Origin of the sequence: Streptococcus sp. Marseille-Q3604, from assembly GCF_916619785.1 — a bacterium.
Lineage (GTDB): Bacteria > Bacillota > Bacilli > Lactobacillales > Streptococcaceae > Streptococcus.
On sequence record NZ_CAKAKM010000003.1, the window covers coordinates 167072 to 192865 of the forward strand.

29 protein-coding genes and 1 CRISPR repeat array are annotated in these 25794 nt (G+C 39.8%); of the genes, 23 read left to right on the forward strand and 6 right to left on the reverse strand.

Annotation, left to right across the window (positions count from 1 at the left end):
• The first annotated feature begins 13 nt into the window (after positions 1 to 13).
• Positions 14 to 1045 (forward strand): alpha-ketoacid dehydrogenase subunit beta, encoded by a 1032-nt coding sequence (locus LG375_RS10285; RefSeq protein WP_004182823.1) that lies wholly within the window; start codon positions 14 to 16, stop codon positions 1043 to 1045.
• Between the two features lie 10 nt (positions 1046 to 1055).
• Complete coding sequence (locus LG375_RS10290) at positions 1056 to 2285, forward strand: dihydrolipoamide acetyltransferase family protein (protein ID WP_225745753.1); 1230 nt, start codon at positions 1056 to 1058, stop codon at positions 2283 to 2285.
• 181 nt (positions 2286 to 2466) lie between these two features.
• Here LG375_RS10290 and LG375_RS10295 read toward each other — a convergent pair whose 3' ends face one another.
• Positions 2467 to 3060 (reverse strand): class I SAM-dependent methyltransferase, encoded by a 594-nt coding sequence (locus LG375_RS10295; protein ID WP_225745754.1) that lies wholly within the window; start codon positions 3058 to 3060, stop codon positions 2467 to 2469.
• A gap of 155 nt (positions 3061 to 3215) precedes the next feature.
• Here LG375_RS10295 and LG375_RS10300 point away from each other — a divergent pair, with 155 nt between their 5' ends.
• From LG375_RS10300 to LG375_RS10310, 3 genes are all read left to right on the forward strand, one after another.
• Entirely contained in the window at positions 3216 to 3803 is a 588-nt protein-coding gene (locus LG375_RS10300) for a TetR/AcrR family transcriptional regulator (protein ID WP_073686249.1), read from the forward strand.
• Positions 3804 to 3913: 110 nt separating this feature from the next.
• On the forward strand, positions 3914 to 4225 hold the full coding sequence (locus LG375_RS10305; protein WP_225745755.1) for a hypothetical protein: 312 nt from the start codon (positions 3914 to 3916) through the stop codon (positions 4223 to 4225).
• A 96-nt stretch (positions 4226 to 4321) separates the two neighbouring features.
• Positions 4322 to 5071, forward strand: a complete 750-nt coding sequence (locus LG375_RS10310; RefSeq protein WP_064523347.1) for a CPBP family intramembrane glutamic endopeptidase — start codon at positions 4322 to 4324, stop codon at positions 5069 to 5071.
• A gap of 257 nt (positions 5072 to 5328) precedes the next feature.
• On the opposite strand, the gene LG375_RS10315 is transcribed toward LG375_RS10310, so the two are convergent.
• Positions 5329 to 5526, reverse strand: coding sequence for a hypothetical protein (locus tag LG375_RS10315; protein WP_014634186.1), 198 nt, complete (start codon positions 5524 to 5526; stop codon positions 5329 to 5331).
• 99 nt (positions 5527 to 5625) lie between these two features.
• Positions 5626 to 6045 carry an SP_0198 family lipoprotein gene (locus tag LG375_RS10320; RefSeq protein WP_002890547.1) on the reverse strand — a complete coding sequence of 140 codons (420 nt, stop codon included), beginning with the start codon at positions 6043 to 6045 and terminating at the stop codon, positions 5626 to 5628.
• A 175-nt stretch (positions 6046 to 6220) separates the two neighbouring features.
• On the opposite strand from LG375_RS10320, the gene LG375_RS10325 reads away from it, so the two are divergent.
• The 12 genes from LG375_RS10325 (at position 6221) to csn2-St (ending at position 17712) form a co-directional block, all read left to right on the forward strand.
• Positions 6221 to 6613, forward strand: coding sequence for a YbgA family protein (locus tag LG375_RS10325; protein ID WP_002890549.1), 393 nt, complete (start codon positions 6221 to 6223; stop codon positions 6611 to 6613).
• Positions 6610 to 6972, forward strand: a complete 363-nt coding sequence (locus LG375_RS10330) for a TIGR02328 family protein (protein WP_225745756.1) — start codon at positions 6610 to 6612, stop codon at positions 6970 to 6972. Before LG375_RS10325 ends, LG375_RS10330 begins: the two co-directional genes overlap by 4 nt.
• 12 nt (positions 6973 to 6984) lie before the next feature.
• Positions 6985 to 7362 carry a hypothetical protein gene (locus LG375_RS10335; RefSeq protein ID WP_002890551.1) on the forward strand — a complete coding sequence of 126 codons (378 nt, stop codon included), beginning with the start codon at positions 6985 to 6987 and terminating at the stop codon, positions 7360 to 7362.
• Positions 7363 to 7564: 202 nt separating this feature from the next.
• Positions 7565 to 7729 carry a hypothetical protein gene (locus LG375_RS10340; RefSeq protein WP_225745757.1) on the forward strand — a complete coding sequence of 55 codons (165 nt, stop codon included), beginning with the start codon at positions 7565 to 7567 and terminating at the stop codon, positions 7727 to 7729.
• Positions 7730 to 7832: 103 nt separating this feature from the next.
• Positions 7833 to 8444 carry a CPBP family intramembrane glutamic endopeptidase gene (locus tag LG375_RS10345; RefSeq protein ID WP_037597637.1) on the forward strand — a complete coding sequence of 204 codons (612 nt, stop codon included), beginning with the start codon at positions 7833 to 7835 and terminating at the stop codon, positions 8442 to 8444.
• Between the two features lie 26 nt (positions 8445 to 8470).
• A complete protein-coding gene (locus LG375_RS10350; RefSeq protein WP_073689491.1) occupies positions 8471 to 9112 on the forward strand; it encodes a GDSL-type esterase/lipase family protein in 642 nt (213 codons plus the stop codon).
• A 95-nt stretch (positions 9113 to 9207) separates the two neighbouring features.
• A complete protein-coding gene (locus LG375_RS10355) occupies positions 9208 to 9822 on the forward strand; it encodes a hypothetical protein (protein ID WP_048790566.1) in 615 nt (204 codons plus the stop codon).
• A gap of 239 nt (positions 9823 to 10061) precedes the next feature.
• Entirely contained in the window at positions 10062 to 11723 is a 1662-nt protein-coding gene (locus LG375_RS10360; RefSeq protein WP_225745758.1) for a SulP family inorganic anion transporter, read from the forward strand.
• A gap of 140 nt (positions 11724 to 11863) precedes the next feature.
• Positions 11864 to 15250, forward strand: a complete 3387-nt coding sequence (cas9, locus tag LG375_RS10365) for a type II CRISPR RNA-guided endonuclease Cas9 (RefSeq protein ID WP_225745759.1) — start codon at positions 11864 to 11866, stop codon at positions 15248 to 15250.
• 176 nt (positions 15251 to 15426) lie between these two features.
• Positions 15427 to 16338: a type II CRISPR-associated endonuclease Cas1 gene (gene cas1, locus LG375_RS10370; RefSeq protein WP_155212942.1), complete on the forward strand. Its 912-nt coding sequence runs from the start codon at positions 15427 to 15429 to the stop codon at positions 16336 to 16338.
• Between the two features lies 1 nt (position 16339).
• Positions 16340 to 16663 (forward strand): CRISPR-associated endonuclease Cas2, encoded by a 324-nt coding sequence (cas2, locus tag LG375_RS10375; protein WP_002946754.1) that lies wholly within the window; start codon positions 16340 to 16342, stop codon positions 16661 to 16663.
• On the forward strand, positions 16660 to 17712 hold the full coding sequence (gene csn2-St, locus LG375_RS10380; protein ID WP_155212943.1) for a CRISPR-associated protein Csn2-St: 1053 nt from the start codon (positions 16660 to 16662) through the stop codon (positions 17710 to 17712). Before cas2 ends, csn2-St begins: the two co-directional genes overlap by 4 nt.
• A 63-nt stretch (positions 17713 to 17775) precedes the next feature.
• Positions 17776 to 18406: a CRISPR direct-repeat array (repeat unit 36 nt; unit sequence GTTTTTGTACTCTCAAGATTTAAGTAACTGTACAAC).
• Positions 18407 to 18447: 41 nt separating this feature from the next.
• On the opposite strand, the gene LG375_RS10385 is transcribed toward csn2-St, so the two are convergent.
• From LG375_RS10385 to LG375_RS10550, 3 genes are read right to left on the reverse strand one after another with little or no spacing between them, the layout of a single operon-like run.
• On the reverse strand, positions 18448 to 19263 hold the full coding sequence (locus LG375_RS10385) for a TIGR03943 family putative permease subunit (protein ID WP_014634199.1): 816 nt from the start codon (positions 19261 to 19263) through the stop codon (positions 18448 to 18450).
• A complete protein-coding gene (locus tag LG375_RS10390; protein WP_225745760.1) occupies positions 19263 to 20165 on the reverse strand; it encodes a permease in 903 nt (300 codons plus the stop codon). Before LG375_RS10390 ends, LG375_RS10385 begins: the two co-directional genes overlap by 1 nt.
• 5 nt (positions 20166 to 20170) lie before the next feature.
• Positions 20171 to 20302: an SPJ_0845 family protein gene (locus LG375_RS10550; RefSeq protein WP_002885949.1), complete on the reverse strand. Its 132-nt coding sequence runs from the start codon at positions 20300 to 20302 to the stop codon at positions 20171 to 20173.
• A gap of 228 nt (positions 20303 to 20530) precedes the next feature.
• Here LG375_RS10550 and LG375_RS10395 point away from each other — a divergent pair, with 228 nt between their 5' ends.
• The 6 genes from LG375_RS10395 (at position 20531) to LG375_RS10420 (ending at position 25789) form a co-directional block, all read left to right on the forward strand.
• Positions 20531 to 22663 (forward strand): Tex family protein, encoded by a 2133-nt coding sequence (locus LG375_RS10395; protein ID WP_225745761.1) that lies wholly within the window; start codon positions 20531 to 20533, stop codon positions 22661 to 22663.
• A complete protein-coding gene (locus tag LG375_RS10400) occupies positions 22650 to 23090 on the forward strand; it encodes a SprT family protein (RefSeq protein ID WP_002890560.1) in 441 nt (146 codons plus the stop codon). Before LG375_RS10395 ends, LG375_RS10400 begins: the two co-directional genes overlap by 14 nt.
• Positions 23091 to 23155: 65 nt before the next feature.
• Positions 23156 to 23419 (forward strand): PspC domain-containing protein, encoded by a 264-nt coding sequence (locus LG375_RS10405; protein ID WP_002885986.1) that lies wholly within the window; start codon positions 23156 to 23158, stop codon positions 23417 to 23419.
• A 126-nt stretch (positions 23420 to 23545) separates the two neighbouring features.
• A complete protein-coding gene (gene hprK, locus LG375_RS10410) occupies positions 23546 to 24478 on the forward strand; it encodes an HPr(Ser) kinase/phosphatase (protein WP_225745762.1) in 933 nt (310 codons plus the stop codon).
• Positions 24475 to 25266 (forward strand): prolipoprotein diacylglyceryl transferase, encoded by a 792-nt coding sequence (gene lgt / locus LG375_RS10415; RefSeq protein WP_225745763.1) that lies wholly within the window; start codon positions 24475 to 24477, stop codon positions 25264 to 25266. The genes hprK and lgt overlap by 4 nt, the downstream gene beginning before the upstream one ends.
• A 124-nt stretch (positions 25267 to 25390) precedes the next feature.
• Complete coding sequence (locus tag LG375_RS10420) at positions 25391 to 25789, forward strand: DUF948 domain-containing protein (protein ID WP_002890564.1); 399 nt, start codon at positions 25391 to 25393, stop codon at positions 25787 to 25789.
• The last annotated feature ends 5 nt before the right edge of the window (positions 25790 to 25794 follow it).

The window sequence follows — 25794 nt, forward strand, 5'->3', positions numbered from 1 at the left end:
AGGAGGATTCATAATGACTAGAGAAACATTATTTATGAAAGCCATCAATGAAGGGCTCGATCAAGCCATGGAAAGAGACGAGCGAGTTGTTCTCCTAGGAGAGGATATCGCAGGTGGTGTTAATGTTGAACACTTAGAAAATAATAATGAGGATGCCTGGGGCGGTGTCATGGGTATCACACGAGGATTGATGCCGAAATATGGCAGGGAACGAGTTATTGATACTCCGATTTCTGAGCACGGCTATTTATCAGCTTCGGTTGGAATGGCGCTTACGGGACTAAGGCCTGTACCAGAGTTGATGTTTAATGATTTTATTGGATTCTGTTTTGATGCCCTATTAGGACAGGCATCTAAGATGCGTTACATGTTTGGCGGTAAAGCTAAAGTTCCCATGGTTGTTCGTACTATGCACGGGGCAGGAGCTTCAGCTGCGGCGCAACACTCTGGATCCTATTACGGTTTATTTGGATCGATTCCTGGTATTAAGGTGGTCGTTCCTGCTACCCCTTATGATGCCAAAGGATTACTCCTAGCATCAATAGAGGATGATAATGTAGTTATCTTTTCTGAGGACAAGACTTTATATGGATTAAAAGGGGAAGTGCCAGAAGAATACTATACTGTACCAATTGGTAAGGCTGCCGTTCGTAGAGAAGGTAAGGATTTAACAATTGTGACAATTGGTAAGATGTTGTATGTAGCCTATGAGGTCGCCGACCGCTTGGCAAAAGACAACATTTCTGTAGAAGTGATTGATCTTCGTACAGTTGCTCCATGGGATGAAGAAACAGTGTTAAATTCCGTGAAGAAAACTGGTCGTTTAATTATTGTGGATGAGGCAAATCCACATAACAATACTGCAACTGATATTGCATCTGTAGTTTCAGATAAAGCTTTTGATTATCTTGATGGACCAGTGAAATGTGTTTGTGCACCAAATACTCCTGTTCCATTTGCGACAAACTTAGAACAAGCCTATATTCCTGATGCGGATAAGGTTTTGAAAGTAGCTGATGAATTGATTCAGGACTTGAAAGGATAGGAGGGCGCTTATGGCAACAGAAATTTTAATGCCCAAGCTCGGCCTAACCATGACTGAAGGACTCATTCAAAAGTGGTTGGTCCAAGTTGGTGATACAGTAACAAGTGGTCAGCCTTTATTAGAAATTAGTTCTGAAAAATTGACTAGTGAAGTCGAATCCCCTGCTTCTGGGGTTGTTCTAGACATTGTGCATGGTGAAGGTGTTACAGTTAAATGTAAGGAAGTCGTTGGATGGGTTGGTCAGGAAGGAGAGGATGTAGGAACCCAAGAGGCTCCTGCACAAGAGGAAACTCCAACTGAAGTCGCTAAAGATTCAACACCGTCTAGTCCTAAATCTACTACAGCACCTATAGCTCGTACTAGTGGTGAACGCATTTTCATTACACCGGTGGCTCGTAAGATGGCTGTTGAGAAAGGCTATGATATCTCCCTTATTAAAGGGACAGGTGGAAATGGTCGTATTACAAGACGTGATGTAGAAGCTTACCAACCAAGTCTTGTTGTTGATAAGGTTGTAGAACCTCTACCACAAGCTATGACCTCAGTCCAATACGGTGAGGGACTCCAAGGCATGCGTAAGATTATTGCCGAACGTATGATGAACAGTCTTCATTCTTCTGCTCAAGTGACACTCCATCGTAAGGCTGATTTAACTGAGCTTTTGAAATTCCGTAAAGAACTTAAGGCCAAGGTCCATACTCCACTTGAAAATGGTGAACTAGGTATCACAACTCTATTAACTAAAGCAGTAACCAAAGCTTTGAGAGATTTTCCAGCTTTGAATGCTTGGTATGGCGGCGGCATTCATCAGATTCAAGAAAGCATTCATATTGGTATGGCAACAGCTTTGGATGATGGTTTGGTTGTCCCTGTGATTCGAGACGCAGACCGTATGACTTTAGCAGATCTTGGTCAAAGCATTAAGACTCTGGCTAATCAAGCTCGAAAAGGTACACTTCCATCTGACCTATATAGTGGTTCTACTTTCTCAATTACGAACCTAGGGGGGCCAGGTGTAGAATACTTCACACCAATCCTTAACTCCCCAGAGGTGGCAATTCTTGGAGTAGGAGCAACTCAACAAGCTTTGGCATTTAATGAGGAGGGAGAGGTTGTTCAAAAAGACTATCTTCCATTGAGTCTGAGCTTCGACCATCAAATCATCGATGGCCTTCCAGCAGCTGAATTTTTAGCACAAGTTATATCTTATCTTGAAGACCCGTATCTCCTTATTTTCTAACAGAATTATCCATTTGTAAGATGCAATTGTGGACGAATAGGACTTACTAGAGGTATAAAAGTAAAGTAATTGTTGATGTTCCGCAACCTAGTATGAAGAGAAGACTAACTTAGTCTTCTCTTTTCGTGTTGCTAAGGGGAGAGCTTTTCTTAAGTCAAGTGGGAATTTGTCTATCAATTTCCTAATGTCTTTTAATAACAATATACAAAACCCATTTGTGATTTTGCCTTTCTTCAATCTTTGAAAAGCCAATACTTGTTAATAACTGACTCAATTCAGAACTTGTTCCATAATCTGTCATATGATACTTAATTTTTTCTTTTTCGGAAGCAATAATCAGAATAGAATGATTGGACATGACTCTATAGATTTCCTGAAAACTCTCTTTTAAATCTTTCCAGAAAATATGGGTCTGAATGGCAAAGACAAGATCAAAATAATGATTTTGGTAGGGAAGGTTTTCGACATTGCCAACCATCAGCTGGACATTATCGTTTTCTATTGACTTTAAAAGCATCCGTTTAGCAGTTTGATAAGACTCCTTGGAAATATCAATGCCATGAATGTCAAGATTTTTATCTAAAGCAAGTAGGTTTTTGATAGTGCTACCGCCGCCATAACCGACTTCTAAAATACGACTATTGTTAGGGATAGTGGTTTGTTTTATTGCCCAAAGGCTGAGTTCCTTAAAATAGGACGACCAGATGTTGGTAATCACTCGGCCAACAAGACCACTCGGATTTCTAGATTGCTTTATAAGATATTGAATGAGCATGTTCCCTCCCATTTTTGAAAATAAAGTTTGAAATATAGATGGTTTAAATTCAAACTTTATTATAGAGAAAGCTAGTAAGAATAGCAAGGAAAAATGAAATATATACTCATATATTTCAAACTTATGCTACAATTGGTAATAACAGAGGTATTCACATGAATCAATATCAAAAGACGACTGAGAAAAAGAAGCAAGCGATTATTCAAGCAGCTTTGCGTTTGTTTAAAGACAAAGGTTTTAAGGAAACGAGTATAAAATCTATTGCAGAGGCAGCAGAAGTATCTCCTGTTTCTATCTACAATTATTTCGGGAGCAAAGATAATTTGGTGGCTCTCTGTGTTAATGACTTGTTTGAAGAAATAACCCAACAAGCTGAGGACATTTTAAATAGCAATCTAGATTTTAAAACAAAATTAGACCAGGCTTTTGCCCTATGTCAGGAGAAAATGAGTCAGCAAATCTCGGACTATTTTCAAGATAAAATGGTGGAAGATTCTGTTTTCTCAACTCTCCTAACGAAAGCAATCACTGCAAAAAAACGTGACATCTATCGTGCTTATATTCATCTCGGAAAAGCAGAGGGCCTTATTGCTGAAGACCTATCGACAGAGCTTATCTTAAATGTCATGGATGCTCTTAATGGTATGGGAAATCAATTAGCCCATAGTGACAATTTAGAGACAGAGGTTGAGCAGATTCATCAGATCTTTTTGTACGGTATTTTAGGAAAAAAGAAATCATGATTTTCCTAATTCTATTATTGTTCACAGCTAGCAACATCCCATCCCAATCAGTTGTATATTCTCATGCATGGGTGTAAAATTTACTATATAAAGATAAAGAGGAGCAAGTTATGGAATTAAAAGATTTTACAGAAAAAGAACAAAAGCAAATCGAAAAAGGTTTGAGCACAGCTGAGATTTCTGATAAGGAAGCGGCTAAGAAGTTACTCGCTCTCGTACCACAAGAATGGATTAAACGCATTCCTTTCTTTGTCAGAGGGCATGCGACGACTAAGACAGTCGAGCGTGTAGCCAAGCAATATCCTGAACTTTATGCAGCGGCTAAGCGCCAAGGGGACCTTCCTGAAAAAGAGAGAGAAGAGCTCCGTAAAATCATGTCAGGCATCTTTGAAGAAAAAATGAATAAACACAAGATTAAATAAGATTTTTAAAGACAATGTATTTATTTCTACAATTACGAATTAACCTTCCATAAAAAAGAGATACTGTCAATTTTACCATCCCGTTACGGAGAAAAAATGAGCAAATTTATTTCAAAACAATCAGTCGCTATCTGGTATGTACTGTCTGCCCTCTTTGCTACATATATAGTAGGGCAAGTTATCCTATGGTGTTTCCCAGACAGGAGTAGTCTGGGTGCCTCACTACTGTTTATCCTAATGAACTGTGTTCCCCTGATTATGGCGGCTGTCTTTTCTCTTGTGTTGAGTGAAGTCAAATCCTTGGGTGAATTCTTCAAAAAGGTCTTTCTTCAAAAAGAAAGTCCCCTGTCCTGGATTCTAGCTCTCTTCATTCCAGTCATCTACTATGGAATCTCATTCTTTCTCAGGAATGTTAGCTTTACTGGGAACACCTTCTTGGCCTTCTTACTATATTTTCCCTGGACCTTTTTATATGGGGGGCTGGAAGAAGTAGGTTGGCGTTGGTTTTTACAAGAACATCTTTACTTTAGTAAGCACTTTATAACTAAAATGATGGTTCTTTCCATTGTCTGGTTCCTCTGGCATATCCCTATCTATCAACTCCCTTGGATTACAGCAGGTTCCTCCAACTATCTCGTTTTTTACCTGATGATTTTAGGAAATACTTTTCTATTTGGAGCTCTCAAAGAGTATTCGAAAGGAGCTGCTCCTTGTATCCTCGCTCACATGCTGATCGATAGTCTGGCTGTCCTTATGCTGGTTCAGAGCTCTCTTACTCAGATTATCCTTCTGGTTATTTTCGAAATCCTACTAGCCTCTTGGCTGGTGGCGGTACGAAAATCATAGAAATAGAGTTGAACCTCCCACTGAATTTCGGTGGGAGCTTTTCTTTCCTATCTGTTGATATAATGACACAGTTTCATTTTTAGGAGGTGACTCGTTTGGCCAAGGATACATTTCATCATCAAAAGGCTGAAAAAGAGAGAGAAGAGCTCCGTAAAATCATGACAGACATCTTTGAAGAAAAAATGAATAAACACAAGATTAAGTAATGTTGTATCAAAAGAGGTATAAGTCTACAAACTTATACCTCTTTCATATCTTTACTTCTTACTTGATTTGGATAGGGTGATGGCAACCATTGTCGCACACAGGAAAAAGGCTGCTAGTAAACCTTTTGTAGTCGTGGTCATAAAGGGTTTATCAAAGACATAATAGTTATAGACAGAAAATCCCAGTCCAATAAGAGTTACAATAATCGACACAACAAATAGCGTCATCCATAATCTTCTTTGAGTCATCGTCAACCTCCTGTTTGTATTCGTTTTCTTTCTGCCTATAGTATAACATAAAAAACCTTAGCTAAATTCCAGAGAGTGGATTGGCTAAGGTTTTTCATATTATTTCGTCAAGACAACCGTATCGTTTGGATCACGGTCATCATCTTCAATAGTCAGCTGATTGCCGTCGAGTTTGTAGAATTTGGTATCATCACCAATCGTTAGACTTTGATTGTCAGGGTTAACTGTTACAGACTTGCTTTCCTTCTCGCCATCTGCTTCGTCCTCTTCCCAAGTTCCAGTATTTCCAGAGATGGTAAGAGTAATACGATCATTTTCATCAGTTCCTTTATAGGTGCCATCTAGCCCTTCAGTCTGTTTAGAAACTTCAGAACTTTGTGAAGATGAAACCTTACTTGAACTTTGTTGGGTGCTAGCAGAGCTTTCAGGTGTTTGAGCTTTCTGGTTTGAGCAGGCTGCTAAAAGACCAAGAACTGCCATAGAGGCAAGAGAAAGTGTGAGTTTTTTGGACAATGTCATAGGCTTTGTCTCCTTTCTTTGATACCTTAAGTATAGCAAACGCTTACAAACAAACCAAGCAAAAGCCCTTTTCTGAAAATAGTTGGAAATCACTCTTCAAATTCTCAAAGGCATAATCTATTATCCCTATTTAAACTATGCTATACTGATAAAAAGCAATCAAGGAAGGTTCCTAATGACAACTACCAATCCACGTCGCCAGTGCGAGCGACTTTGGGCAGCAAATAAGTACCTGGTGCTCAGCCATTCAAACAAGATTTACTTGGAAATCCGTAACTATCTCAAGAATGATGAGGTTAGTTTGGATCAGGTTCAAGACTATATTGATCAAGCACTTGACCTTCCTGAAAATCCTGGTCAGGTCGTCAATGCCTTTCAACATATCTGGGGGTATTTTAAGAAAAAGGCGACTGCCAGCGAGAAGGAAATGTTTATGGTCCAACTGGATAGCTATGCAGCAGGCCAAATTCCTCAGCAGTGTTTAGTGCAATCTGTCAAAGAGCTTCTCATCAAGTACCCAAATCGCTATCTGGAGGAGTCAACTCTGATTAATGGAGGTAGCAAATGAGACTGTGGCATCAAGAGTTGATTGCAAAACTACCTCGTCAGCAATTATTAGGACAACACCAAGAATGTTGTGCCCTTCGTGGTAAGGGATGGCAACGCAAACATGCGACGGTTAACTATGTTTTTGACTATTCCCCTTACCGCTTGTTTAAATACCATGAGCTTATTATGCAAGAAATGGCGGAACGTGGCTATCGTGTTAGCCCAGAGTGGTTGGACAAGGAGTATCGAGGCAAGCAGATGCCAGCCTACGATAAGCTTGAAGTAGAGAAGCTACCAGTCATCATTTACCCAGAGCATGATACTGCTTATTTACAGGAATGTCTGGACAATCTCAAGCAAAAAGGAATCATCATCTAAAGGAGGAAAACGATGCATTTGTTTAAGTGGCTTGCACCTAAAAAGAAAGCAGCAGAAGGCCTTGTCATGCGTATTTCGACAGCTGATCAGGTAGACTATGCAACGATTACAAACCCAAGTGACAGTGATATCTGGGATGCCTTGATACAACTTCCAGTATCCTACGATAGTCTCTATCTCATTTATAGCGAAAAAGGGTCAATGAGTTTTATCTTTGTTGAATCCGAGGATGACAAGTATCGCTTGGAACACGACACACCTGAGCTAGGCTTAGAATTGACAAATGTCGCACGTGTATCCCAACAAGTTGCCAGAGATATCCTTATTCGCTTTTCTAAAGAGCACACAGTGATTTTGGACGACCATTGGAAACAAGAGAAAGTAAGGTAATCCTATGGCCTACCTCACCCCAGAAACCAGACGAAAACGACGAAAAGCCTTTTGTTTAATTATTGAAATCATTTGTCTGGTTCATTTTGCTATCATTGTCCCGCGAGACCGGATTTTTACTCCTGAAAAATGGGCTCGTACCCCAGATTACATGCGCCATAAACTCATGTGGAGTTTTCACCGGCAGTATCAGCTTGAGGGCATGACGAGAAAAGAAGTGGAGAAGCTCTTGGGCAAGGGTGACGATCTTCAAGGAAGTGTTGAGTACAAGCTGAGGGACGATTGGATTGGTGGTTGGCGTGTTTACCATATCGACTATAAGCAGGACCGTGTGATTCGTGCCAAAGAAACCTGGCAAGATTGGTGAAAATGGGCTTTTTCTTCCCCTAAAAGTAGTATAATCATGGTGTAAAGGTAATCGTTTTCAAAAGAACGAAGCTGTCTTTTGATTAGAAATGGAGGACAAACTTATGACCCTATTTATGTCTAAACTGATGAGCGGTATTATGGAACTGCTCATAGTCTCTGTCATTCCTTTTATCACTTGGTTAATTTGGAGCAGGAAAAAGGTCGGTTTCTTTGACTGGATTGGGTTGAAGAAAGTTCAAACCCAGCAGAAGAGGCGATTACTACTGACCATTTTTGGTTTTTCCCTACTTTTTCTTCTTTTTTCAATTATCGTCTTAGCTTGGTTCGACTCTAGCAAAACGGCCACAGCAGATTTTTCTGGAAAGGGAATTGGAGCTCTTCCTGCTATTCTAGCCTACGCTATCTTAGGGACTGCCTTGCCTGAAGAAATCTTCTTTAGAGGTTTTCTATTAAAAAGGATGCAAGGAAAACTAGGATTTCTAGGAGCAAATCTGGTTCAGTCTCTCTTATTTGGTCTCATCCATGCACTTATGTTTATCCAAATAATTGGTTATCTAAAGGCTTTTGTTATCTTGGTCTTTATCAGTCTCATAGCTTACATCTTTGGTGCTATCAATGAGAAAAAAGCAAGTGGGTCCATTCTTCCAAGTGTCTTTATCCACGCCTTGGCCAATACGGTTGTAGGGTTGCTCTTTGCCTTCTCCCTCATTTAGATAAAATTATATAGAAGAAAGTTATCATGGATGAATTAAAAGATATAAAACTTAAAAACTATCAGTGCCTAAATGAGGTTGCTATCAAGGGGGAGACACTCTTTACGGGCTCCTCACTCATGGAGCTTTTTCCCATTTGTGAAATCGCTAGGAGTAGAGGTATCGACGATATCATCTACAATCGGGGCATCAGTGGTTTGAATACGGATGAATTTCTCCAGCATATCCATCCTCTACTTTTGGATCTGCAACCGAGTAAGGTTTTCATCAATATCGGTACCAATGACATGACCGAGGAGCCTTATGGAGATCAGTGGTTCCAACATATGACGGCAAATATCAGCCAAATTCTGGAGCAAACACTAGCTATATTGCCAAATACCAAGATTTACCTGATGGCTTTTTATCCAGCCAATCTTCATCTGCCTTGGCAGACACCGGCATCTATCCAGTGGATGAAACTGCGGACTCCTGAAAATCTTGACCGCTGTAACCAGGCTCTTGAGGAAATCGCTAAAACCTATGGCTGCTACTTCATTAATTGTAATGCTGATTTGGTTGATGATAGAAAAGAGCAGAAGGCAGAGCATACCTATGACGGCGTCCACCTTTATGCCAATGCTTACTTAAAAGTCTTTGAAGTTCTGGAGCCATATCTCCTGCATTAAGAAAATATGAGAGAATTTCCAGTTCTTACTCGCTTTTTTCCCTTGATTACAGTACAATAGACGTCAAAAGTGAAAAATTGAAATGAGGTATCCCTATGTGGAAATGGTTTAAACGACTCATTGTCCTCGTCATTGTGCTCTTTTTTGCAGTGGCGGCTCTACTTATTCCGGACAAGATCGACAGTCAGGACCAATTAAAAAATGTATCAACACAAACATCCCTTGCTGATTTAGCCCAGGCTGGTATTGGTGGGGCGTCCCTTTCATCAGGCGGAGTTTCAACTGAGATTAATCTTGACAGTAATCAGTTTCGTCAAATCCTAAAAGCAAGCATGGCTGATTCTAATGACGAGACCTTGCAAAACAGTAGCGTAGAGTTGAATGATTCCTATCTAACAGCTAAGGTTCCCGTATCTCTTGGACCTATCGAATCAACATTCAGCCTTGATTTTACGGTCAGCACTAACAAGGAAGTCATCCTACTAGATTTGGCAGGTGCCCACCTGGGTCGCCTTCCAGTTCCAAAATCACTGGTTCTGCCTTACCTCAAGAAGAGCATTGCCCAGTCAAGCAGTGGTGTTCAAATGGTTAATGACCAAATTCAGCTCAAGCTTCCAGAAATCGGCTATGAAATTGAGCAAGCCTCTGTGACCAATAGCAAGATGAAGGTTAAACTTAACATTCCGATTTCCTTGCCAACAAGTTGGTAATCCATAATGAATCTTTCAAAACAAGTCCATAGTCTGGACTTGTTTTTTGATACCTTCACTTCTAAACTAAGAAAGTTAAAAAATTCTTGAAATAATAGCTTTAAATCCCTCACTCCCCTAGAAAATGAGCTTTTCCTATGCTATCATAAGATTGTAAAATTGATAAGCGTCTGACACTCATTGAAAAAGAGTTATTTCACTGAGTTAAAGAGTTTTAGGATAGTAGTTAGGAGGAAAAAATGGACGCTTTAAAATATATCACACCCAAATTTTTCACTACCATCAGGAATTATTCTAAGGGCCAGTTTCTTAAGGACTTAATCGCAGGAGTCATCGTGGCTATCATTGCCCTGCCCTTGTCGATTGCCCTTGCCATTGCCTCTGGTGTCAATCCCGAACAAGGTCTTTACACAGCAGTTGTTGCAGGCTTTTTTATTTCCTTTTTAGGGGGTAGTCGGGTTCAGATTGGTGGACCTACCGCAGCCTTCGTTGTCATCATCTATGGCATCATTGCCCAGTATGGTATGGCTGGTTTGACCCTTGCCACGCTCATGGCGGGACTCATGCTTATTATCATGGGGCTCCTGCGTTTTGGTGACCTGATCAAGTTCATTCCCAAAACCATCACACTTGGTTTTACCTTGGGGATAGCTGTTGGGATTGTGGCTGGACAGGTTAAAGATTTCCTGGGCCTTGAGATGAAGTCCGTGCCAGCTGAGTTCTTAGAAAAACTTCTAGCTTATGGGAAGCATCTTTCAAGTATTAGCTGGCCGACACTTGCAATTGGTATCTTGGCCCTAGTCATTCAAATCTTTTGGCCACGCCTTTCTCAGAAAATTCCGGGGTCTTTGGTTGCAATTATTGTGACCACAGCCATCGTAGCTTTTGGTCATCTCCCAGTCAAAACCATTGGTGATCTTTACACCATCAAAGCAGGACTTCCAAGTTTCACAGTTCCTGACCTATCATTTTCTTTGATTCGTCAAATGATGTCGCCAGCCTTCACCATTGCCGTACTAGCAGCCATCGAATCTCTACTTTCTTGCGTTGTTTCAGACGGGATGATTGGTGGTAATCATCGCTCTAATGCTGAATTGATTGGCCAAGGTGTTGGGAATATCATGTCAGCCCTCTTTGGCGGGATTCCTGCAACGGGTGCCATCGCCCGTACTGCAGCCAATGTCAAAAATGGAGGACGGACACCAGTAGCGGGGATGGTTCATGCCCTTACCTTGCTTTTGATTTTACTCTTTCTCATGCCTTATGCCTCATTGATTCCTATGACCTGTTTGGCCTCAATCCTAATGATTGTCGGTTATAACATGAGCGGTTGGCGTACTGTCGTTCGTATGATTCAACGTGCTCCTAAGAGTGACGTAGCAGTCCTTATCGTAACCTTTATCTTAACCGTTTTCTTTGACCTAGTGGTTGCCATTGAATTTGGTATGGTCCTAGCAGCCTTCCTCTTCCTCAAACGCATGTCAGACGTGGCTCAAATTCGTCAGTGGGTGGACAAGGAAAATCTGGACGATCCAGTTTTGTCCGAGGACAGCGACTTGAAACAAGTCCCTAAAAATGCAGTCGTCTATGAAGTCTTTGGTGCCCTCTTCTTTGGTGCAGCCAATAATTTCTTGAATGTTATCAATGACGACAGTAAGAATGTCCTTATCCTACGCATGCGCAACGTTCCAGCCATGGATATCTCTGGTCTGGATGCCCTTGAGGAAACGCTTGCTATCTGCCAAAAACGTGGCATGACCTTGCTTCTTTCTCACGTTAACGCCCAACCCTACCGAGTTCTCGAAAAATCAGGCTTCATCCAGACTATCGGTCCAGATAATATCTGCGAGTCGACGGACCAAGCCCTTGAAAAAGCAGTAGCCCTAGCAAAAGAAGCCTAGACAAATCCATTTTGCACAAGAAGAAAAAGCCAGTTCAACTGAACTTGGCTTTTTAAAATAATAACAGTGCTAACAAAATAATGTTGTGAATTTTCAGATATTATTGTAAAATATTAGAAAAAGCATAAGGAGATTCTTAAATGAGCGACTTAGTTTTAGGACTTGATATCGGTATAGGTTCTGTTGGTGTAGGTATCCTTAATAAAGTGACGGGAGAAATTATCCATAAGAATTCACGCATTTTCCCAGCAGCCCAAGCGGAAAATAATGTAGAACGTAGAACAAATCGTCAAGGGAGACGATTGACACGACGTAAAAAACATCGTAGAGTTCGTTTAAATCATCTATTTGAGGAAAGTGGATTAATCACCGATTTTACGAAGGTTTCAATCAATCTTAACCCATATCAATTACGAGTTAAGGGTTTGATCGATGAATTGTCTAATGAAGAAATGTTTATCGCTCTTAAAAATATGGTGAAACACCGTGGGATTAGTTACCTCGATGATGCCAGTGATGACGGAAATTCATCAGTAGGAGACTATGCACAAATTGTTAAAGAAAATAGTAAACAATTAGAAACTAAGACACCGGGACAGATTCAGTTGGAACGCTACCAAAAATATGGTCAATTACGTGGTGATTTTAATGTTGAGGAAGATGGAAAAAAACATCGCTTAATTAATGTCTTTCCAACATCAGCTTATCGTGCAGAAGCGCTAAGAATACTACAAACCCAACAAGAATTTAATTCACAGATTACCGATGTATTTATTAATCGGTATCTCGAAATTTTAACTGGAAAACGTAAATATTATCACGGACCAGGTAATGAAAAGTCTCGGACTGATTATGGAAGGTATACTACTAAGAAAGATTCTGAAGATGAGTACATAACTTTAGACAATATTTTTGGTATCCTAATCGGGAAATGTACATTTTATCCAGAAGAGTTTAGAGCAGCAAAAGCATCTTACACGGCTCAAGAATTCAATTTGCTAAATGATTTGAACAATCTAACAGTTCCAACAGAAACCAAGAAGTTGAGCGAAGAACAGAAGAATCAAATCATTAATTATGTCAAAAACGAAAAGGCGATGGGGGCAGCAAAACTCTTTAAATATATCGCTAAACTACTTTCTTGCGATGTTGCAGATATCAAGGGATACCGTATCGACAAATCAGATAAGGCTGAAATTCATACTTTTGAAGCCTATCGAAAAATGAAGACGATTGAAACCATTGATATTGAGCAAATGGATAGAGAAAAGCTTGATAGGTTAGCCTATGTCTTAACATTAAATACGGAGAAGGAAGGTATCCAAGAAGCGATAGAGCATGAGTTTGCTGATGGGACCTTTAGTCAGGAGCAAGTTGACGAATTGGTTCAATTCCGCAAAGCAAATAGTTCCATTTTTGGAAAAGGCTGGCATAATTTTTCTGTCAAACTTATGATGGAATTAATCCCAGAATTGTATGCGACGCCTGAAGAGCAAATGACTATCCTGAAACGACTTGGAAAACAAAAAACGACTTCGTCATCGAATAAAACAAAATATATAGATGAGAGACTACTAACTGAAGAAATCTATAATCCTGTTGTTGCTAAGTCTGTTCGCCAAGCTATTAAAATCGTAAATGCAGCAATCAAAGAGTATGGTGATTTTGACAATATTGTCATCGAAATGGCCCGAGAAACGAATGAAGATGATGAAAAGAAAGCTATTCGAAAGATTCAAAAAGCCAACAAAGATGAAAAAGATGCAGCAATGCTTAAGGCTGCCAACCAATATAATGGAAAGGCTGAATTACCACATAGTGTTTTCCACGGTCATAAGCAATTAGCGACTAAAATCCGCCTTTGGCATCAGCAAGGAGAACGTTGCCTTTATACTGGTAAGACAATTTCAATCCATGATTTGATAAATAATCCTAATCAGTTTGAAATAGATCATATTTTACCTCTTTCGATCACCTTCGATGATAGCCTTGCCAATAAGGTTTTGGTTTATGCAACTGCTAACCAAGAAAAAGGACAACGAACACCTTATCAGGCTTTAGATAGCATGGATGATGCATGGTCTTTCCGTGAATTAAAAGCTTTTGTACGTGAGTCAAAAGCACTTTCAAACAAGAAAAAAGAATACCTTCTTACAGAAGAGGATATTTCAAAATTTGATGTTCGCAAGAAATTTATCGAACGAAATCTTGTAGATACAAGATACGCTTCAAGAGTTGTCCTCAATGCCCTTCAAGAACACTTTAGATTTCACAAGACTGATACAAAAGTTTCCGTGGTTCGTGGTCAATTCACATCTCAATTGAGACGCCATTGGGGAATTGAGAAGACTCGTGATACTTATCATCACCATGCTGTCGATGCATTGATTATTGCTGCTTCAAGTCAGTTGAATTTGTGGAAGAAACAAAAAAATACCCTTGTAAGTTATTCAGAAGATCAACTACTTGATATTGAAACAGGTGAACTTATTAGTGACGATGAATACAAGGAATCTGTATTCAAAGCTCCTTATCAACATTTTGTTGATACATTGAAGAGTAAAGAATTTGAAGACAGTATCTTATTCTCATATCAAGTGGATTCTAAGTTTAATCGTAAAATATCAGATGCTACCATTTATGCGACAAGACATGCTAAAGTAGGAAAAGATAAGAAGGATGAAACTTATGTCTTAGGGAAAATCAAAGATATCTATAGCCAGACTGGCTATGATGCCTTTATAAAGATTTATCAGAAGGATAAGTCAAAATTCCTCATGTATCGTCACGACCCACAAACCTTTGAGAAAGTTATCGAACCAATTTTAGAGAACTATCCCAATAAGGAAATGAATGAAAAAGGGAAAGAAGTACCATGTAATCCTTTCCTAAAATTTAAAGAAGAACATGGCGACTATATTCGTAAATATAGTAAAAAAGGCAATGGTCCTGAAATCAAGAGTCTTAAATACTATGATAGTAAGTTAGGTAATCATATTGATATCACTCCAAAGAATAGTAACAATAAGGTTGTCTTGCAGTCAGTTTCTCCATGGAGAGCGGATGTCTATTTCAATAAGACTACTGGAAAATACGAAATACTTGGATTGAAATATGCTGACCTACAATTTGAAAAAGGGACAGGAACATATAAGATTTCTCAGGAAAAATACAATGCCATTAAGAAGAAAGAGGGTGTAGATTCTGATTCAGAATTCAAGTTCACACTTTATAAAAATGATTTGTTGCTAATTAAAGATACGGGAACAAAAGAACAGCAGTTATTCCGTTTTCTTTCTCGATCAATGCCAAATAAAAAGCATTATGTAGAGTTAAAGCCTTATTCAAAAGATAAATTTGAGAAGAATGAGTCACTTATTGAAATTTTAGGTCCTGCAGATAAGTCAGGACGATGTATAAAAGGACTAGCAAAATCAAATATTTCTATTTATAAAGTAAGAACGGATGTTCTAGGAAATCAGCATATCATCAAAAATGAGGGTGATAAGCCTAAGCTAGATTTTTAATATTAATTGTTAAAAAGTGTTGCAATTATAGTTGCTATATACTATAATAATCGTGTAAGGGACGCCTTACACAGTTACTTAAATCTTGCAGAAGCTACAAAGATAAGGCTTCATGCCGAAATCAACACCCTGTCATTTTATGGCAGGGTGTTTTCGTTATTTAAAAAGGAGAAGAAATGACTTGGAGAGTTGTACATGTCAGTCAAAGTGAGAAGATGCGCTTAAAGCTTGATAACTTGTTAGTGCAAAAGATGGGACAAGAGTTTACGGTGCCACTTAGTGATATTTCGATAATAGTTGCTGAAGGTGGGGATACAGTTGTTACTCTTCGATTATTAAGTGCCCTAAGTAAATATAATATTGCCTTAGTTGTTTGTGATAACGAACATTTACCAACAGGGATTTACCACTCTCAAAATGGGCACTTTAGAGCTTATAAGCGCTTGAAAGAACAGATGGACTGGTCTCAGAAGCAAAAGGATAAGGCATGGCAGATTGTGACTTACTATAAAATCAATAACCAAGAGGACGTCCTAGCTATGTTTGAAAAAAGTCTGGATAACATTAGACTACTTTCAGACTATAAAGAGCAGATAGAACCAGGTGATAGAACCAATAGAGAGGGACATGCTGCCAAGGTCTATTTTAATGAGCTCTTTGGTAAACAATTTGTCAGAATAACCCAACAAGAAGCCGATGTCATCAATGCTGGTTTAAACTATGGCTACGCTATCATGAGGGCACAGATGGCTAGAATAGTGGCGGGTTATGGTTTAAATGGCCTATTAGGTATATTCCATAAAAATGAATACAATCAGTTTAATTTGGTTGATGACTTGATGGAGCCATTTAGACAGATTGTAGATGTTTGGGTTTATGATAATCTACGAGATCAAGAATTTCTTAAATATGAGTATAGGTTGGGATTGACAGATTTACTCAATGCTAAAATCAAATATGGCAAAGAGACTTGCTCAGTGACAGTTGCTATGGATAAATATGTCAAAGGCTTTATCAAATATATTTCGGAAAAAGATATTAGTAAATTTCACTGTCCGGTGGTATCAAGTTTAGAGTGGAGAAAATAAGATGAGGTATGAAGCATTGAGATTATTATGTTTTTTTGATTTGCCAATGGAATCCAAGGATGAAAAAAGAATTTATCGTAATTTTCGTAAAGAATTAATTTCAAATGGATTTGAAATGTTACAATTTTCGGTCTACTATCGCACTTGTCCTAATAGAAGCTTTGCAAATAAATTTTATAAGAAGCTAAAGATGAGTAATCTGCCTGCTGGAAATGTGAGACTTTTGGCGGTTACTGAAAAGCAATTTTCAGAGATGACATTAATCATAGGTGGTAAAACTAAGCAAGAAGAAATCGTCAGTGATAATAAGTTGGTGGTCATATGAAATTTTTTGTTCAACATCCTTACAAAGAACGTCTTGAATTAAATATTGGTGCAATCACACAAATTGTTGGTCAGAATAAAGAACTCAAATATTATATTTGGCAGATTTTGAGCTGGTATTTTGGCGGAAAAAAATACTCGAGTGAGGACTTAAGTATTTTTGATTATGAGGAACCTACTATACTTGATGAGTCTGGAGAAATAGTGAAGCGAAGTAGCTATCACTATATCGACATTTCAAGTTTTAAGGATTTACTTGAGCAGATGGAATACAAGAAAGGAACACTTGCTCACGGTTACCTTAGTAAAATTGTCAATCAAGTTGATATTGTAGCCCATTTGGAGAAAATAAATGAACAAGTAGAGCTTATAGAAGGAGTGATGAATGGGGATATAAACTTAAACTGTGGTCAGGTGGAATACCATTTAGAGAATCGTCCTATAACACTAGACCAACTCCTCACAAAAAATTTTAGTCCATTTTTTGTCATTGAGAATAAGAATCTATCTTTTGAATGGGTTTCAAATACAGATAAACTTTCCCTCTTTTTAGAAATGTTAGACGGTCTACTTTCACAAACAACAGAGAAATATCTCATTGTGCTAAAAAATATTGATAGCTTTATTTCAGAGGAATTTTATGATAGTTTTTATAAGGAGATTGGTCAGCTAGTCAAAAAGTATCCAAACCTAACCTTTATTTTGTTTCCAAGTGATCAAGGCTATTTAAAGATTGATGAAGAAAATAGCAAGTTCGTCAATATTTTATCTGACCAGGCTGAGCATTTGTACGATGTTGAGTTTATGTATGAAAGGGTAAAGAAACATTATCCAAGTAATAATTTTCCAACGAGAGAGGATTTTAGGATGTCATTAGAGACCGTAACGCCTTATTTATTGACAAAAATGCTGAGACAACCTAGTCTCTCACTTATTGATTCAGTAATTTTGAATATACTAAATCATTTGTTTCACTTTAATTACCGTATAAGATATTCAAAAACTCCTGATGAGGAGCTATTGCATAGATATTTAGAAAGTAAGAATTGACAAGTACAGTGATTGATTCTATAATCACTATGTGGGTATAAAAACGTCAAAATTTCATTTGAGGTTTTTGTACTCTCAAGATTTAAGTAACTGTACAACAAAAAAGCAGAATGAAAGGTTACCAAAGTGGTTTTTGTACTCTCAAGATTTAAGTAACTGTACAACGTGATTAATACAATAACAAATTCTTGTTTCGTTTTTGTACTCTCAAGATTTAAGTAACTGTACAACTAGCGCAAAGATAGCGTTGGATAGGTCTAAGTTTTTGTACTCTCAAGATTTAAGTAACTGTACAACGATGTTGCAACAATTCGGGCTTAACATCCCGTTTTTGTACTCTCAAGATTTAAGTAACTGTACAACTTTTTGTTTTTCGTATGGTTCAAATGGTAGGTTTTTGTACTCTCAAGATTTAAGTAACTGTACAACATGTGTTCTTTTACTTTCTTAGCATATTCTTGTTTTTGTACTCTCAAGATTTAAGTAACTGTACAACTAGATTATATTCGTGAGGGTGATGTGGTCGGTTTTTGTACTCTCAAGATTTAAGTAACTGTACAACAATATATTGACCTACCTTGATTCAGCAAATGTTTTTGTACTTTCAAGATTTAAGTAACTGTACAACTTATAGAAAAACAAATATCTATTTGTAACCGTTTTTGTACTCTCAAGATTTAAGTAACTGTACAGTTTGATTCAACTTAAAAAGCCAGTTCAACTGAACTTGGCTTTTTAAAATACGCGATAAACATAGGGATTGTCAGGTTGACCGACCTCTTTAACCTCAGTCAAATTGAGGATAGGGAGGCTCTGTTTAAGATTTTGATAATAATCCACAGTGATGGTACCAGTGACTTTTACCCAGGTATTATCCTTGAAGGTTTGGTCACTTCCTCTCGTCGCCAGTCCGTAAACACCTGAATCGGCGATACAGTGGATAATACCGAAACGGAAGATGAACTGATACCCCTTGGTCTGTGGGTCATTGTAAACAAAGCCGGTATAGGTGACCTTCTTGCCTACGAAATCGTTAGGATAGAGGTAGATGAGCTCCATAACTTCCATGTAATTTTCCGTGGTAATCTGGATGGTCTCACGTCCCTTGTACTTGGCGAGCTCCTTGGTCATCTCCTTCTCATAAGCAGAGGAGGTGAAGTAGGAGCTGGTGTCTGGCTTCAAGTACTGGATAGTCGTTCCCTCTTGGTCGGCCTGGTTAGGATCACTCCCTGCCGCCAGTGGAAAATGATACCCCTTAGCTGACACGGTATTGGCATCCAAGGTTACTGTTGGCACCAAGAGCCCCGTAAGGACTGGAAAGGCCAAGAGAACGATGCTGGCTACCTTGGCTACTCGACCTGACAAATGCGAGTGGACCTTCATCTGCTTCATCCAAACAATGAGTTGAACCACAGCGAGGATAAAGGAAAGCACCATGGAAATGTAGGCCAAGTAGGAGTAGTGGATATTAATGTACTGGTTGAGTTTGCCAGAAACTTGCAAGTACATGACCAGCTCAAAATACCCAGATAAGATGAGAAAACGTAACATTAAATCACCCCCAATACCAGACAGTAAATGATTGTCACCAGACTTGCGATTCCTACGAAGAGACCAACAAAGCGTGTCTTAAACTGGTGTTTCATCATGATTAGGTTCTTGATATCAACCATAGGACCAATGATGAGAAAGGCCACTGTTGGTGCCACTCCAAAACTAGAGAGCAAGGAAGCCCCGATAAAGGCATCCGCCTCCGAACACAGTGAGAGGATAAAGGCCAAAAGCATCATGATGAGGATGGCTGTCACTGAATTATGACCGATGGTCGTGAGAATACGGGTAGGTAGGTAGGTCTGCATACTTGCGGCCACCAGGCTCCCGAAAATTAGGTAACGCCCAGTGTCGAAAAATTCATCGACAGCATGAATCAAGGCTTGAAAAACTTTCTTACCAGCTGACAAACCACTATAGTCGTGCACATGACTGACCTTACGATTGTCCTTAAGAATCTGGTCATCCACCACAAAGCCAAGCAAGATTCCCAAAATCATGGCAATCAAGAAAGCTCCGAGAAAACGTAAAATTACGTAGTACCAAGAGTTCCCAAAGGCCGTATAGGTCGCAAAGAGAACGACTGGATTGATGATAGGAGCAGTTGCCATGAAAGGAATAGCCGTGTAGCTAGGCACTTTTTTCTCTAAAAAGCGTGTGATAATGGGAACAATCCCACACTCACAAGAAGGGAAAATAAAACCAATTAGAGTTCCAAAGAGAATAGCCAGGACCTTGTTTTTCGGCAGGAAGTTTTGGACCTTTTCAGGAGTCACGAAGACTTCAATAAAGCCAGACAAGATGCTTCCCAGTAAAACGAAGGGCAGGGCTTCGATAATAATAGATAGAAAAACTGCCAGAAGCTGCAAAACACTATCTGGTAGTTGATGAAAAATAGCCATAACTATTATTTCTTCTTATCTTCTTGAAGACGTTTGTCCTTCTTAGGATCAGTTCCCGCCTTCTCAAAATCAGGGATAGCTGCAAAAGATGCCATCATGCTTTCAAGTTCATTTGTTTTTTTCTGAATAACCGCCATAAAAAGCCTCCGAGTTTAAATAAGATACTAAGGGTGTCATTTCTAAGAGAAAATTAGGTCATCGACCGAAGAAGCTCTGCTTCTAGGAAGATGCATCTATTTTCCGAAAGAAATAGCCCCTAACAATAGGTCTACCTTTCTATTATACTACCTCTTGCTTAAAAATTCTCTCTTCAGCTACAAGGTTTTCTACCCAAGCAAATCTCCTATCGTGGTATAATAGAACTTATGGAAAATCGTAATCTAGACACATTGGCTCAGGAATTGGGCCTAAAAAAACAACAAGTTGAAACAGTTTTGGAATTGACCGCAGAAGGCAATACCATTCCTTTCATTGCCCGTTACCGTAAGGAAAAAACAGGCAATCTGGATGAAACGCAAATCAAGGCTATCATTGATATGGACAAGTCCTTGACGGCTCTTCAAGACCGTAAGGAAACAGTTCTGGCCAAGATTGAGGCTCAGGGTAAATTGACTGACCAACTCAAGGCAGCCATTGAAGCTGCTGAAAAGTTGGCGGATGTGGAAGAACTCTACCTCCCCTATAAGGAAAAACGCCGCACCAAAGCGACTATTGCCCGTGAAGCAGGTCTTTTCCCATTGGCTCGTCTTATCTTGCAAAATAGTCCCAACCTCAAGGCGGAAGCTGAAAAGCTGACATCTGAAGCCTTTCCAACAGCTGATAAGGCTCTTGCGGGTGCTGTGGATATTTTGGTTGAGGCCTTTTCTGAGGACAATAGATTGCGCTCTTGGACCTACAACGAAATCTGGAACAACAGTGACATCACTTCAACCCTCAAGGATCAATCGCTGGATGAAAAAGAAACTTTCAAGATTTACTATGATTTTGAGGATAAGGTGTCTAAACTTCAAGGTTACCGTACGTTAGCCCTTAACCGTGGGGAGAAACTAGGCGTTATCAAGGTAAGCTTTAAGCACAATCTTGAGAAAATGCACCGTTTCTACGGTGCTCGTTTCAAACAAAAAAATGACTATATCGAGGAAGTTATCAATCAATCTCTCAAGAAGAAAATCATTCCAGCTATGGAGCGTCGTATCCGAAGCGAATTGACTGAAGCAGCAGAAGATGGTGCTATTCAACTTTTCTCTCAAAATCTTCGAAGCCTCCTTCTAGTATCGCCACTTAAAGGCAAGATGGTACTTGGTTTTGACCCAGCCTTTCGTACAGGGGCTAAGTTGGCCGTGGTTGACCAAACTGGTAAGCTCATTACAACGCAAGTTATATATCCAGTAGCTCCAGCAAGTCAGGCTAAAATCGCACAGGCTAAAAAAGACTTGGCTGACCTCATCAAAAAGTATGCCATTGAGATTATTGCGATCGGTAATGGAACAGCAAGCCGTGAAAGTGAAGCTTTTGTGGCAGAAGTCCTCAAGGATTTCCCAGAAACTTCTTATGTCATTGTCAATGAAAGTGGTGCCTCTGTCTACTCTGCATCAGAGTTGGCTCGCCATGAGTTTCCAGATTTGACGGTCGAAAAACGCTCTGCCATTTCTATTGCCCGTCGTCTCCAAGACCCATTGGCCGAGTTGGTTAAGATTGACCCTAAATCAATCGGAGTAGGCCAATACCAGCACGATGTTAGCCAGAAGAAACTGTCTGAAAATCTTGATTTCGTCGTTGATACCGTGGTTAACCAAGTCGGTGTCAATGTCAATACGGCAAGTAGTACCCTCTTGTCACACGTGTCAGGACTCAACAAGACCATCTCTGAAAATATCGTCGCCTACCGTGAGGAAAATGGTGAGATTGCATCACGTGCTGAAATCAAAAAAGTTCCACGTCTCGGTGCCAAAGCCTTCGAACAAGCAGCTGGTTTCCTCCGTATCCCAAATGCCAAGAATATCTTGGATAATACAGGGGTCCACCCAGAGTCTTACCCAGCGGTAAAAGACCTCTTCAAGCAGTTGGATATCACAGATTTGGACGACTCTGCCAAAGAGAAATTGAAGGCTCTTAATCTTAAAGAAACAGCAGAAGAGCTAGGGCTTGGTCAGGAAACCCTTAAAGATATCATCGCTGACCTTTTGAAACCAGGTCGTGACCTCCGTGATGATTTTGAAGCACCAGTGCTTCGTCAGGATGTTCTTGAACTCAAAGACTTGTCAGTCGGACAAAAACTTGAAGGGACAGTCCGAAATGTTGTGGACTTTGGTGCCTTTGTGGATATCGGTGTCCATGAGGATGGACTTATCCATATCTCTGAGATGAGCAAGAGCTTCGTTAACCACCCAAGTCAGGTCGTTTCTGTTGGGGATTTGGTTACCGTGTGGGTATCAAAAGTTGATTTGGAGCATGAAAAACTTAACCTCTCCTTGGTGAATCCACGTGAATCTAACTGATTATGTTAAGACTGTTTCTATAGAAGATTTTGGCTGGGAATTTAAACATCAAGCCTTGTGGAACAAGCGTCTCCGGACCACTGGAGGGCGGTTCTTTCCCAAGGATGGACACTTAGATTTCAACCCAAAACTCTATGAGGAACATGGTCTTGAGACCTTTCGAAAAATCGTCCGCCACGAGCTCTGTCATTATCACCTTTATTTTCAAGGTAAGGGCTACAAGCATGTTGATAGAGATTTTAAGGACTTACTAGCCAAGGTTGAAGGCCTTAGATACGCTCCAAAGATGCAAGGTCAAAAGGAGAAGTACTACCTTTATCAGTGCCAATCTTGTGGTCATATCTACCGTCGCAAACGCCGTGTCAATACACAGAAGTTTGGATGCGGTCTGTGTCGAGGTAAGCTCATTTTTCTAAATCAGTCCTAGGGCTGATTTTTTTAATTTAAAAAAATCATATAATTAAATCAAAGAAATGATGGGAGAAGAAGACCATGTCAAATCGTTTTTATAAGACACGAAAAAATAGACTCGTCGCCGGTGTTGTTGCAGGTTTGGCAGATAAGTTTGGTTGGGACCTAGCTTTGGCTCGTATCTTGGCTATCATTCTCATGGTTTCAACGCAGTTTGGAATCTTCTTATATTTGGTTTTAGCCTTCCTCCTTCCTTATAAAGAAGATATTTATCCCGAAATCAAACTCAAGGATGGACGCAAACGTAAAAACGCTGAACCTGTCGAAGATGAGTGGAATTGGTGAGTAAATTATAATAGAAAAGATCTATGATTGGCCTTAGTGCTAGTCATAGGTCTTTTTTGCTTTGAGAACCGCATTGAAAACCTTTTTATGATACAATGAAACTAGTAAATAATCGGAGGAAATAACATGACAGTAACTGTTAAAATGCTGGTTGATAAGCTTAAGCTTAAGGTTATCTATGGGAACGAAAAACTTTTGTCAAAACCAATAACAACCGCTGACATCTCTCGCCCTGGTCTAGAAATGACAGGATATTTTGATTTTTATTCGCCGGAGCGTATTCAATTGGTTGGGATGAAGGAGTGGTCCTACCTTAAAACCATGACTGATTACAACCGTTATTCTGTTTTTGCGAATATGTTTAAAGCGGAAACTCCAGCTGTTATCGTGGCGCGTGGTCTTGAGATTCCGGAAGAGATGCTTCGAGCTGCTAAGGAAAATGGTGTAGCGGTTCTTCAAGGTTGCGGCGGAACATCATCTCTTTCAGGTGATATGTCTTGGTACCTCAACGCACAGTTGGCGGAACGTACCAGTGTTCATGGTGTTTTGGTCGATATCTACGGTATGGGTGTTCTCATCCAGGGCGATTCTGGTATCGGTAAGAGTGAAACAGGGCTTGAGTTGGTGAAACGTGGTCACCGTCTTGTCGCTGACGACCGTGTGGATGTTTATGCTAAGGATGAGGAAACTCTCTGGGGCGAGCCCGCGGAAATCCTCCGCCATCTTATTGAAATTCGTGGGGTTGGTATCATTGATGTCATGAGTCTCTACGGAGCTAGTGCTGTCCGTAATTCCTCTCAAGTTCAGTTGGCCATTTATCTTGAAAATTTTGAAGACGGTAAGATCTTTGATCGTCTTGGAAACGGAAACGAAGAAATCGAATTGCAAGGCGTTAAGATTCCACGTGTCCGTATTCCTGTTAAGACAGGACGTAACGTGTCAGTCGTTATCGAAGCTGCAGCAATGAACTATCGTGCCAAGCAAATGGGATTTGATGCAACCAAAACCTTTGGGGATCGTTTGACCAACCTCATTAGTAAGAATGGTGAAGACAAATGATGGCTACTATTGATCCAATTGCTCTAAGACTTGGTCCAATCAGTATTCATTGGTACGCCGTCTGTATTGTATCTGGTCTTTTACTTGCAGTTTATCTGGCTCAGCGTTGGGCTCCTGAAAAGGGAATCGATCCTGAGCATATCTTAGATTTTATTCTTCTTGCCTTTCCTATAGCCATTGTTGGTGCAAGGCTCTACTATGTGATCTTCCAGTGGTCTTACTACAGTCAGAATCCTTCAGAAATTGTTGCGATTTGGAATGGCGGAATTGCCATTTATGGTGGCTTGATTGCTGGTGCAGCTGTCCTCTATTGGTTTTCGAAACGTCATGCCATTGCTGTCTTGGATTTTCTTGATATTGCAGCACCTGGTGTTATGCTTGCTCAGAGTATCGGTCGCTGGGGAAACTTTGTTAACCAAGAGGCTTACGGAAGAGCAGTTAGTCATCTGAATTATGTCCCAGAATTTATTCGCCAGCAGATGTTCATTGATGGGAGTTATCGTGTACCGACCTTTCTTTATGAAAGTCTCTGGAACTTAGTCGGATTTATCACTATCCTAGGACTAAGACGCTTTAATAAGAAACTACGTCAAGGAGATGTGACCTCATTTTACCTTATCTGGTATGGTCTTGGACGTTTTGTCATTGAAGGCATGCGTACCGATAGCCTCATGTTTGCTGGCTTGCGTGTTTCTCAATGGGTCAGCATCGCCATTATCATCTTGGGTGCTATCTTACTATATTTGCGAAAGCAACGTCCAGAGGCAGATTATAAAATGAAAAACTAGTCATATAGCTCAGACTTTGTTATAATATAATGAAAATTATCATAACAAAGGTCACTGGAAACTGGAGAGTTTACTTCAGTTTTCTTGTAGCGACCTTTTAAAAAGGTCAAAGGAGTCTTAAACTATGGCAGAAATTGCATTTCTTATTATCGCAATCGCACTTGCTGCGTTCCTCGTTGCATTGATCCCTACCCTACTTCGTACACGTCATGTGGTCAAAGAAGTTGAAGAAACAGTTGCTGTGCTTCGTACAGACATTAATGTAACCCTTCATCAAACAAATGAAATCTTGGCTAAGGCAAACGTCTTGGTTGAAGATGTTAATGAAAAAGTTCAAACAATCGATCCTCTTTTCGTAGCAGTAGCTGAGCTTTCAGAAAGTGTTTCTGACTTGAATACTGAAGCTCGTTACCTCGGTGCTAAAGCAAGTGCAGCAGGAGCAAGTGTCGGTAAGGCGGGTTCAGCCTTTGCTATCGGTAAAGTTGCTTCAAAACTATTTGGTAAAAAAGACAAGAAAAAATAAGGAGG

Bases quoted from the DNA above. Each gene is read 5' to 3' on its own strand.
- LG375_RS10285 (WP_004182823.1), top strand. From the start codon at position 14: ATGACTAGAGAAACATTATTTATGAAAGCCATCAATGAAGGGCTCGAT.
- LG375_RS10290 (WP_225745753.1), top strand. From the start codon at position 1,056: ATGGCAACAGAAATTTTAATGCCCAAGCTCGGCCTAACCATGACTGAA.
- LG375_RS10550 (WP_002885949.1), bottom strand. From the start codon at position 20,302: ATGGCGGTTATTCAGAAAAAAACAAATGAACTTGAAAGCATGATGGCA.
- LG375_RS10420 (WP_002890564.1), top strand. From the start codon at position 25,391: ATGGCAGAAATTGCATTTCTTATTATCGCAATCGCACTTGCTGCGTTC.
- LG375_RS10320 (WP_002890547.1), bottom strand. From the start codon at position 6,045: ATGACATTGTCCAAAAAACTCACACTTTCTCTTGCCTCTATGGCAGTT.
- LG375_RS10310 (WP_064523347.1), top strand. From the start codon at position 4,322: ATGAGCAAATTTATTTCAAAACAATCAGTCGCTATCTGGTATGTACTG.
- LG375_RS10330 (WP_225745756.1), top strand. From the start codon at position 6,610: ATGAGACTGTGGCATCAAGAGTTGATTGCAAAACTACCTCGTCAGCAA.
- lgt (WP_225745763.1), top strand. From the start codon at position 24,475: ATGATGGCTACTATTGATCCAATTGCTCTAAGACTTGGTCCAATCAGT.
- LG375_RS10395 (WP_225745761.1), top strand. From the start codon at position 20,531: ATGGAAAATCGTAATCTAGACACATTGGCTCAGGAATTGGGCCTAAAA.
- cas2 (WP_002946754.1), top strand. From the start codon at position 16,340: ATGAGGTATGAAGCATTGAGATTATTATGTTTTTTTGATTTGCCAATG.
- LG375_RS10295 (WP_225745754.1), bottom strand. From the start codon at position 3,060: ATGCTCATTCAATATCTTATAAAGCAATCTAGAAATCCGAGTGGTCTT.
- LG375_RS10405 (WP_002885986.1), top strand. From the start codon at position 23,156: ATGTCAAATCGTTTTTATAAGACACGAAAAAATAGACTCGTCGCCGGT.
- LG375_RS10300 (WP_073686249.1), top strand. From the start codon at position 3,216: ATGAATCAATATCAAAAGACGACTGAGAAAAAGAAGCAAGCGATTATT.
- csn2-St (WP_155212943.1), top strand. From the start codon at position 16,660: ATGAAATTTTTTGTTCAACATCCTTACAAAGAACGTCTTGAATTAAAT.
- LG375_RS10340 (WP_225745757.1), top strand. From the start codon at position 7,565: ATGACGAGAAAAGAAGTGGAGAAGCTCTTGGGCAAGGGTGACGATCTT.
- LG375_RS10305 (WP_225745755.1), top strand. From the start codon at position 3,914: ATGGAATTAAAAGATTTTACAGAAAAAGAACAAAAGCAAATCGAAAAA.
- LG375_RS10325 (WP_002890549.1), top strand. From the start codon at position 6,221: ATGACAACTACCAATCCACGTCGCCAGTGCGAGCGACTTTGGGCAGCA.
- cas9 (WP_225745759.1), top strand. From the start codon at position 11,864: ATGAGCGACTTAGTTTTAGGACTTGATATCGGTATAGGTTCTGTTGGT.
- cas1 (WP_155212942.1), top strand. From the start codon at position 15,427: ATGACTTGGAGAGTTGTACATGTCAGTCAAAGTGAGAAGATGCGCTTA.
- LG375_RS10360 (WP_225745758.1), top strand. From the start codon at position 10,062: ATGGACGCTTTAAAATATATCACACCCAAATTTTTCACTACCATCAGG.
- LG375_RS10350 (WP_073689491.1), top strand. From the start codon at position 8,471: ATGGATGAATTAAAAGATATAAAACTTAAAAACTATCAGTGCCTAAAT.
- LG375_RS10345 (WP_037597637.1), top strand. From the start codon at position 7,833: ATGACCCTATTTATGTCTAAACTGATGAGCGGTATTATGGAACTGCTC.
- LG375_RS10390 (WP_225745760.1), bottom strand. From the start codon at position 20,165: ATGGCTATTTTTCATCAACTACCAGATAGTGTTTTGCAGCTTCTGGCA.
- hprK (WP_225745762.1), top strand. From the start codon at position 23,546: ATGACAGTAACTGTTAAAATGCTGGTTGATAAGCTTAAGCTTAAGGTT.
- LG375_RS10355 (WP_048790566.1), top strand. From the start codon at position 9,208: ATGTGGAAATGGTTTAAACGACTCATTGTCCTCGTCATTGTGCTCTTT.
- LG375_RS10385 (WP_014634199.1), bottom strand. From the start codon at position 19,263: ATGTTACGTTTTCTCATCTTATCTGGGTATTTTGAGCTGGTCATGTAC.
- LG375_RS10315 (WP_014634186.1), bottom strand. From the start codon at position 5,526: ATGACTCAAAGAAGATTATGGATGACGCTATTTGTTGTGTCGATTATT.
- LG375_RS10335 (WP_002890551.1), top strand. From the start codon at position 6,985: ATGCATTTGTTTAAGTGGCTTGCACCTAAAAAGAAAGCAGCAGAAGGC.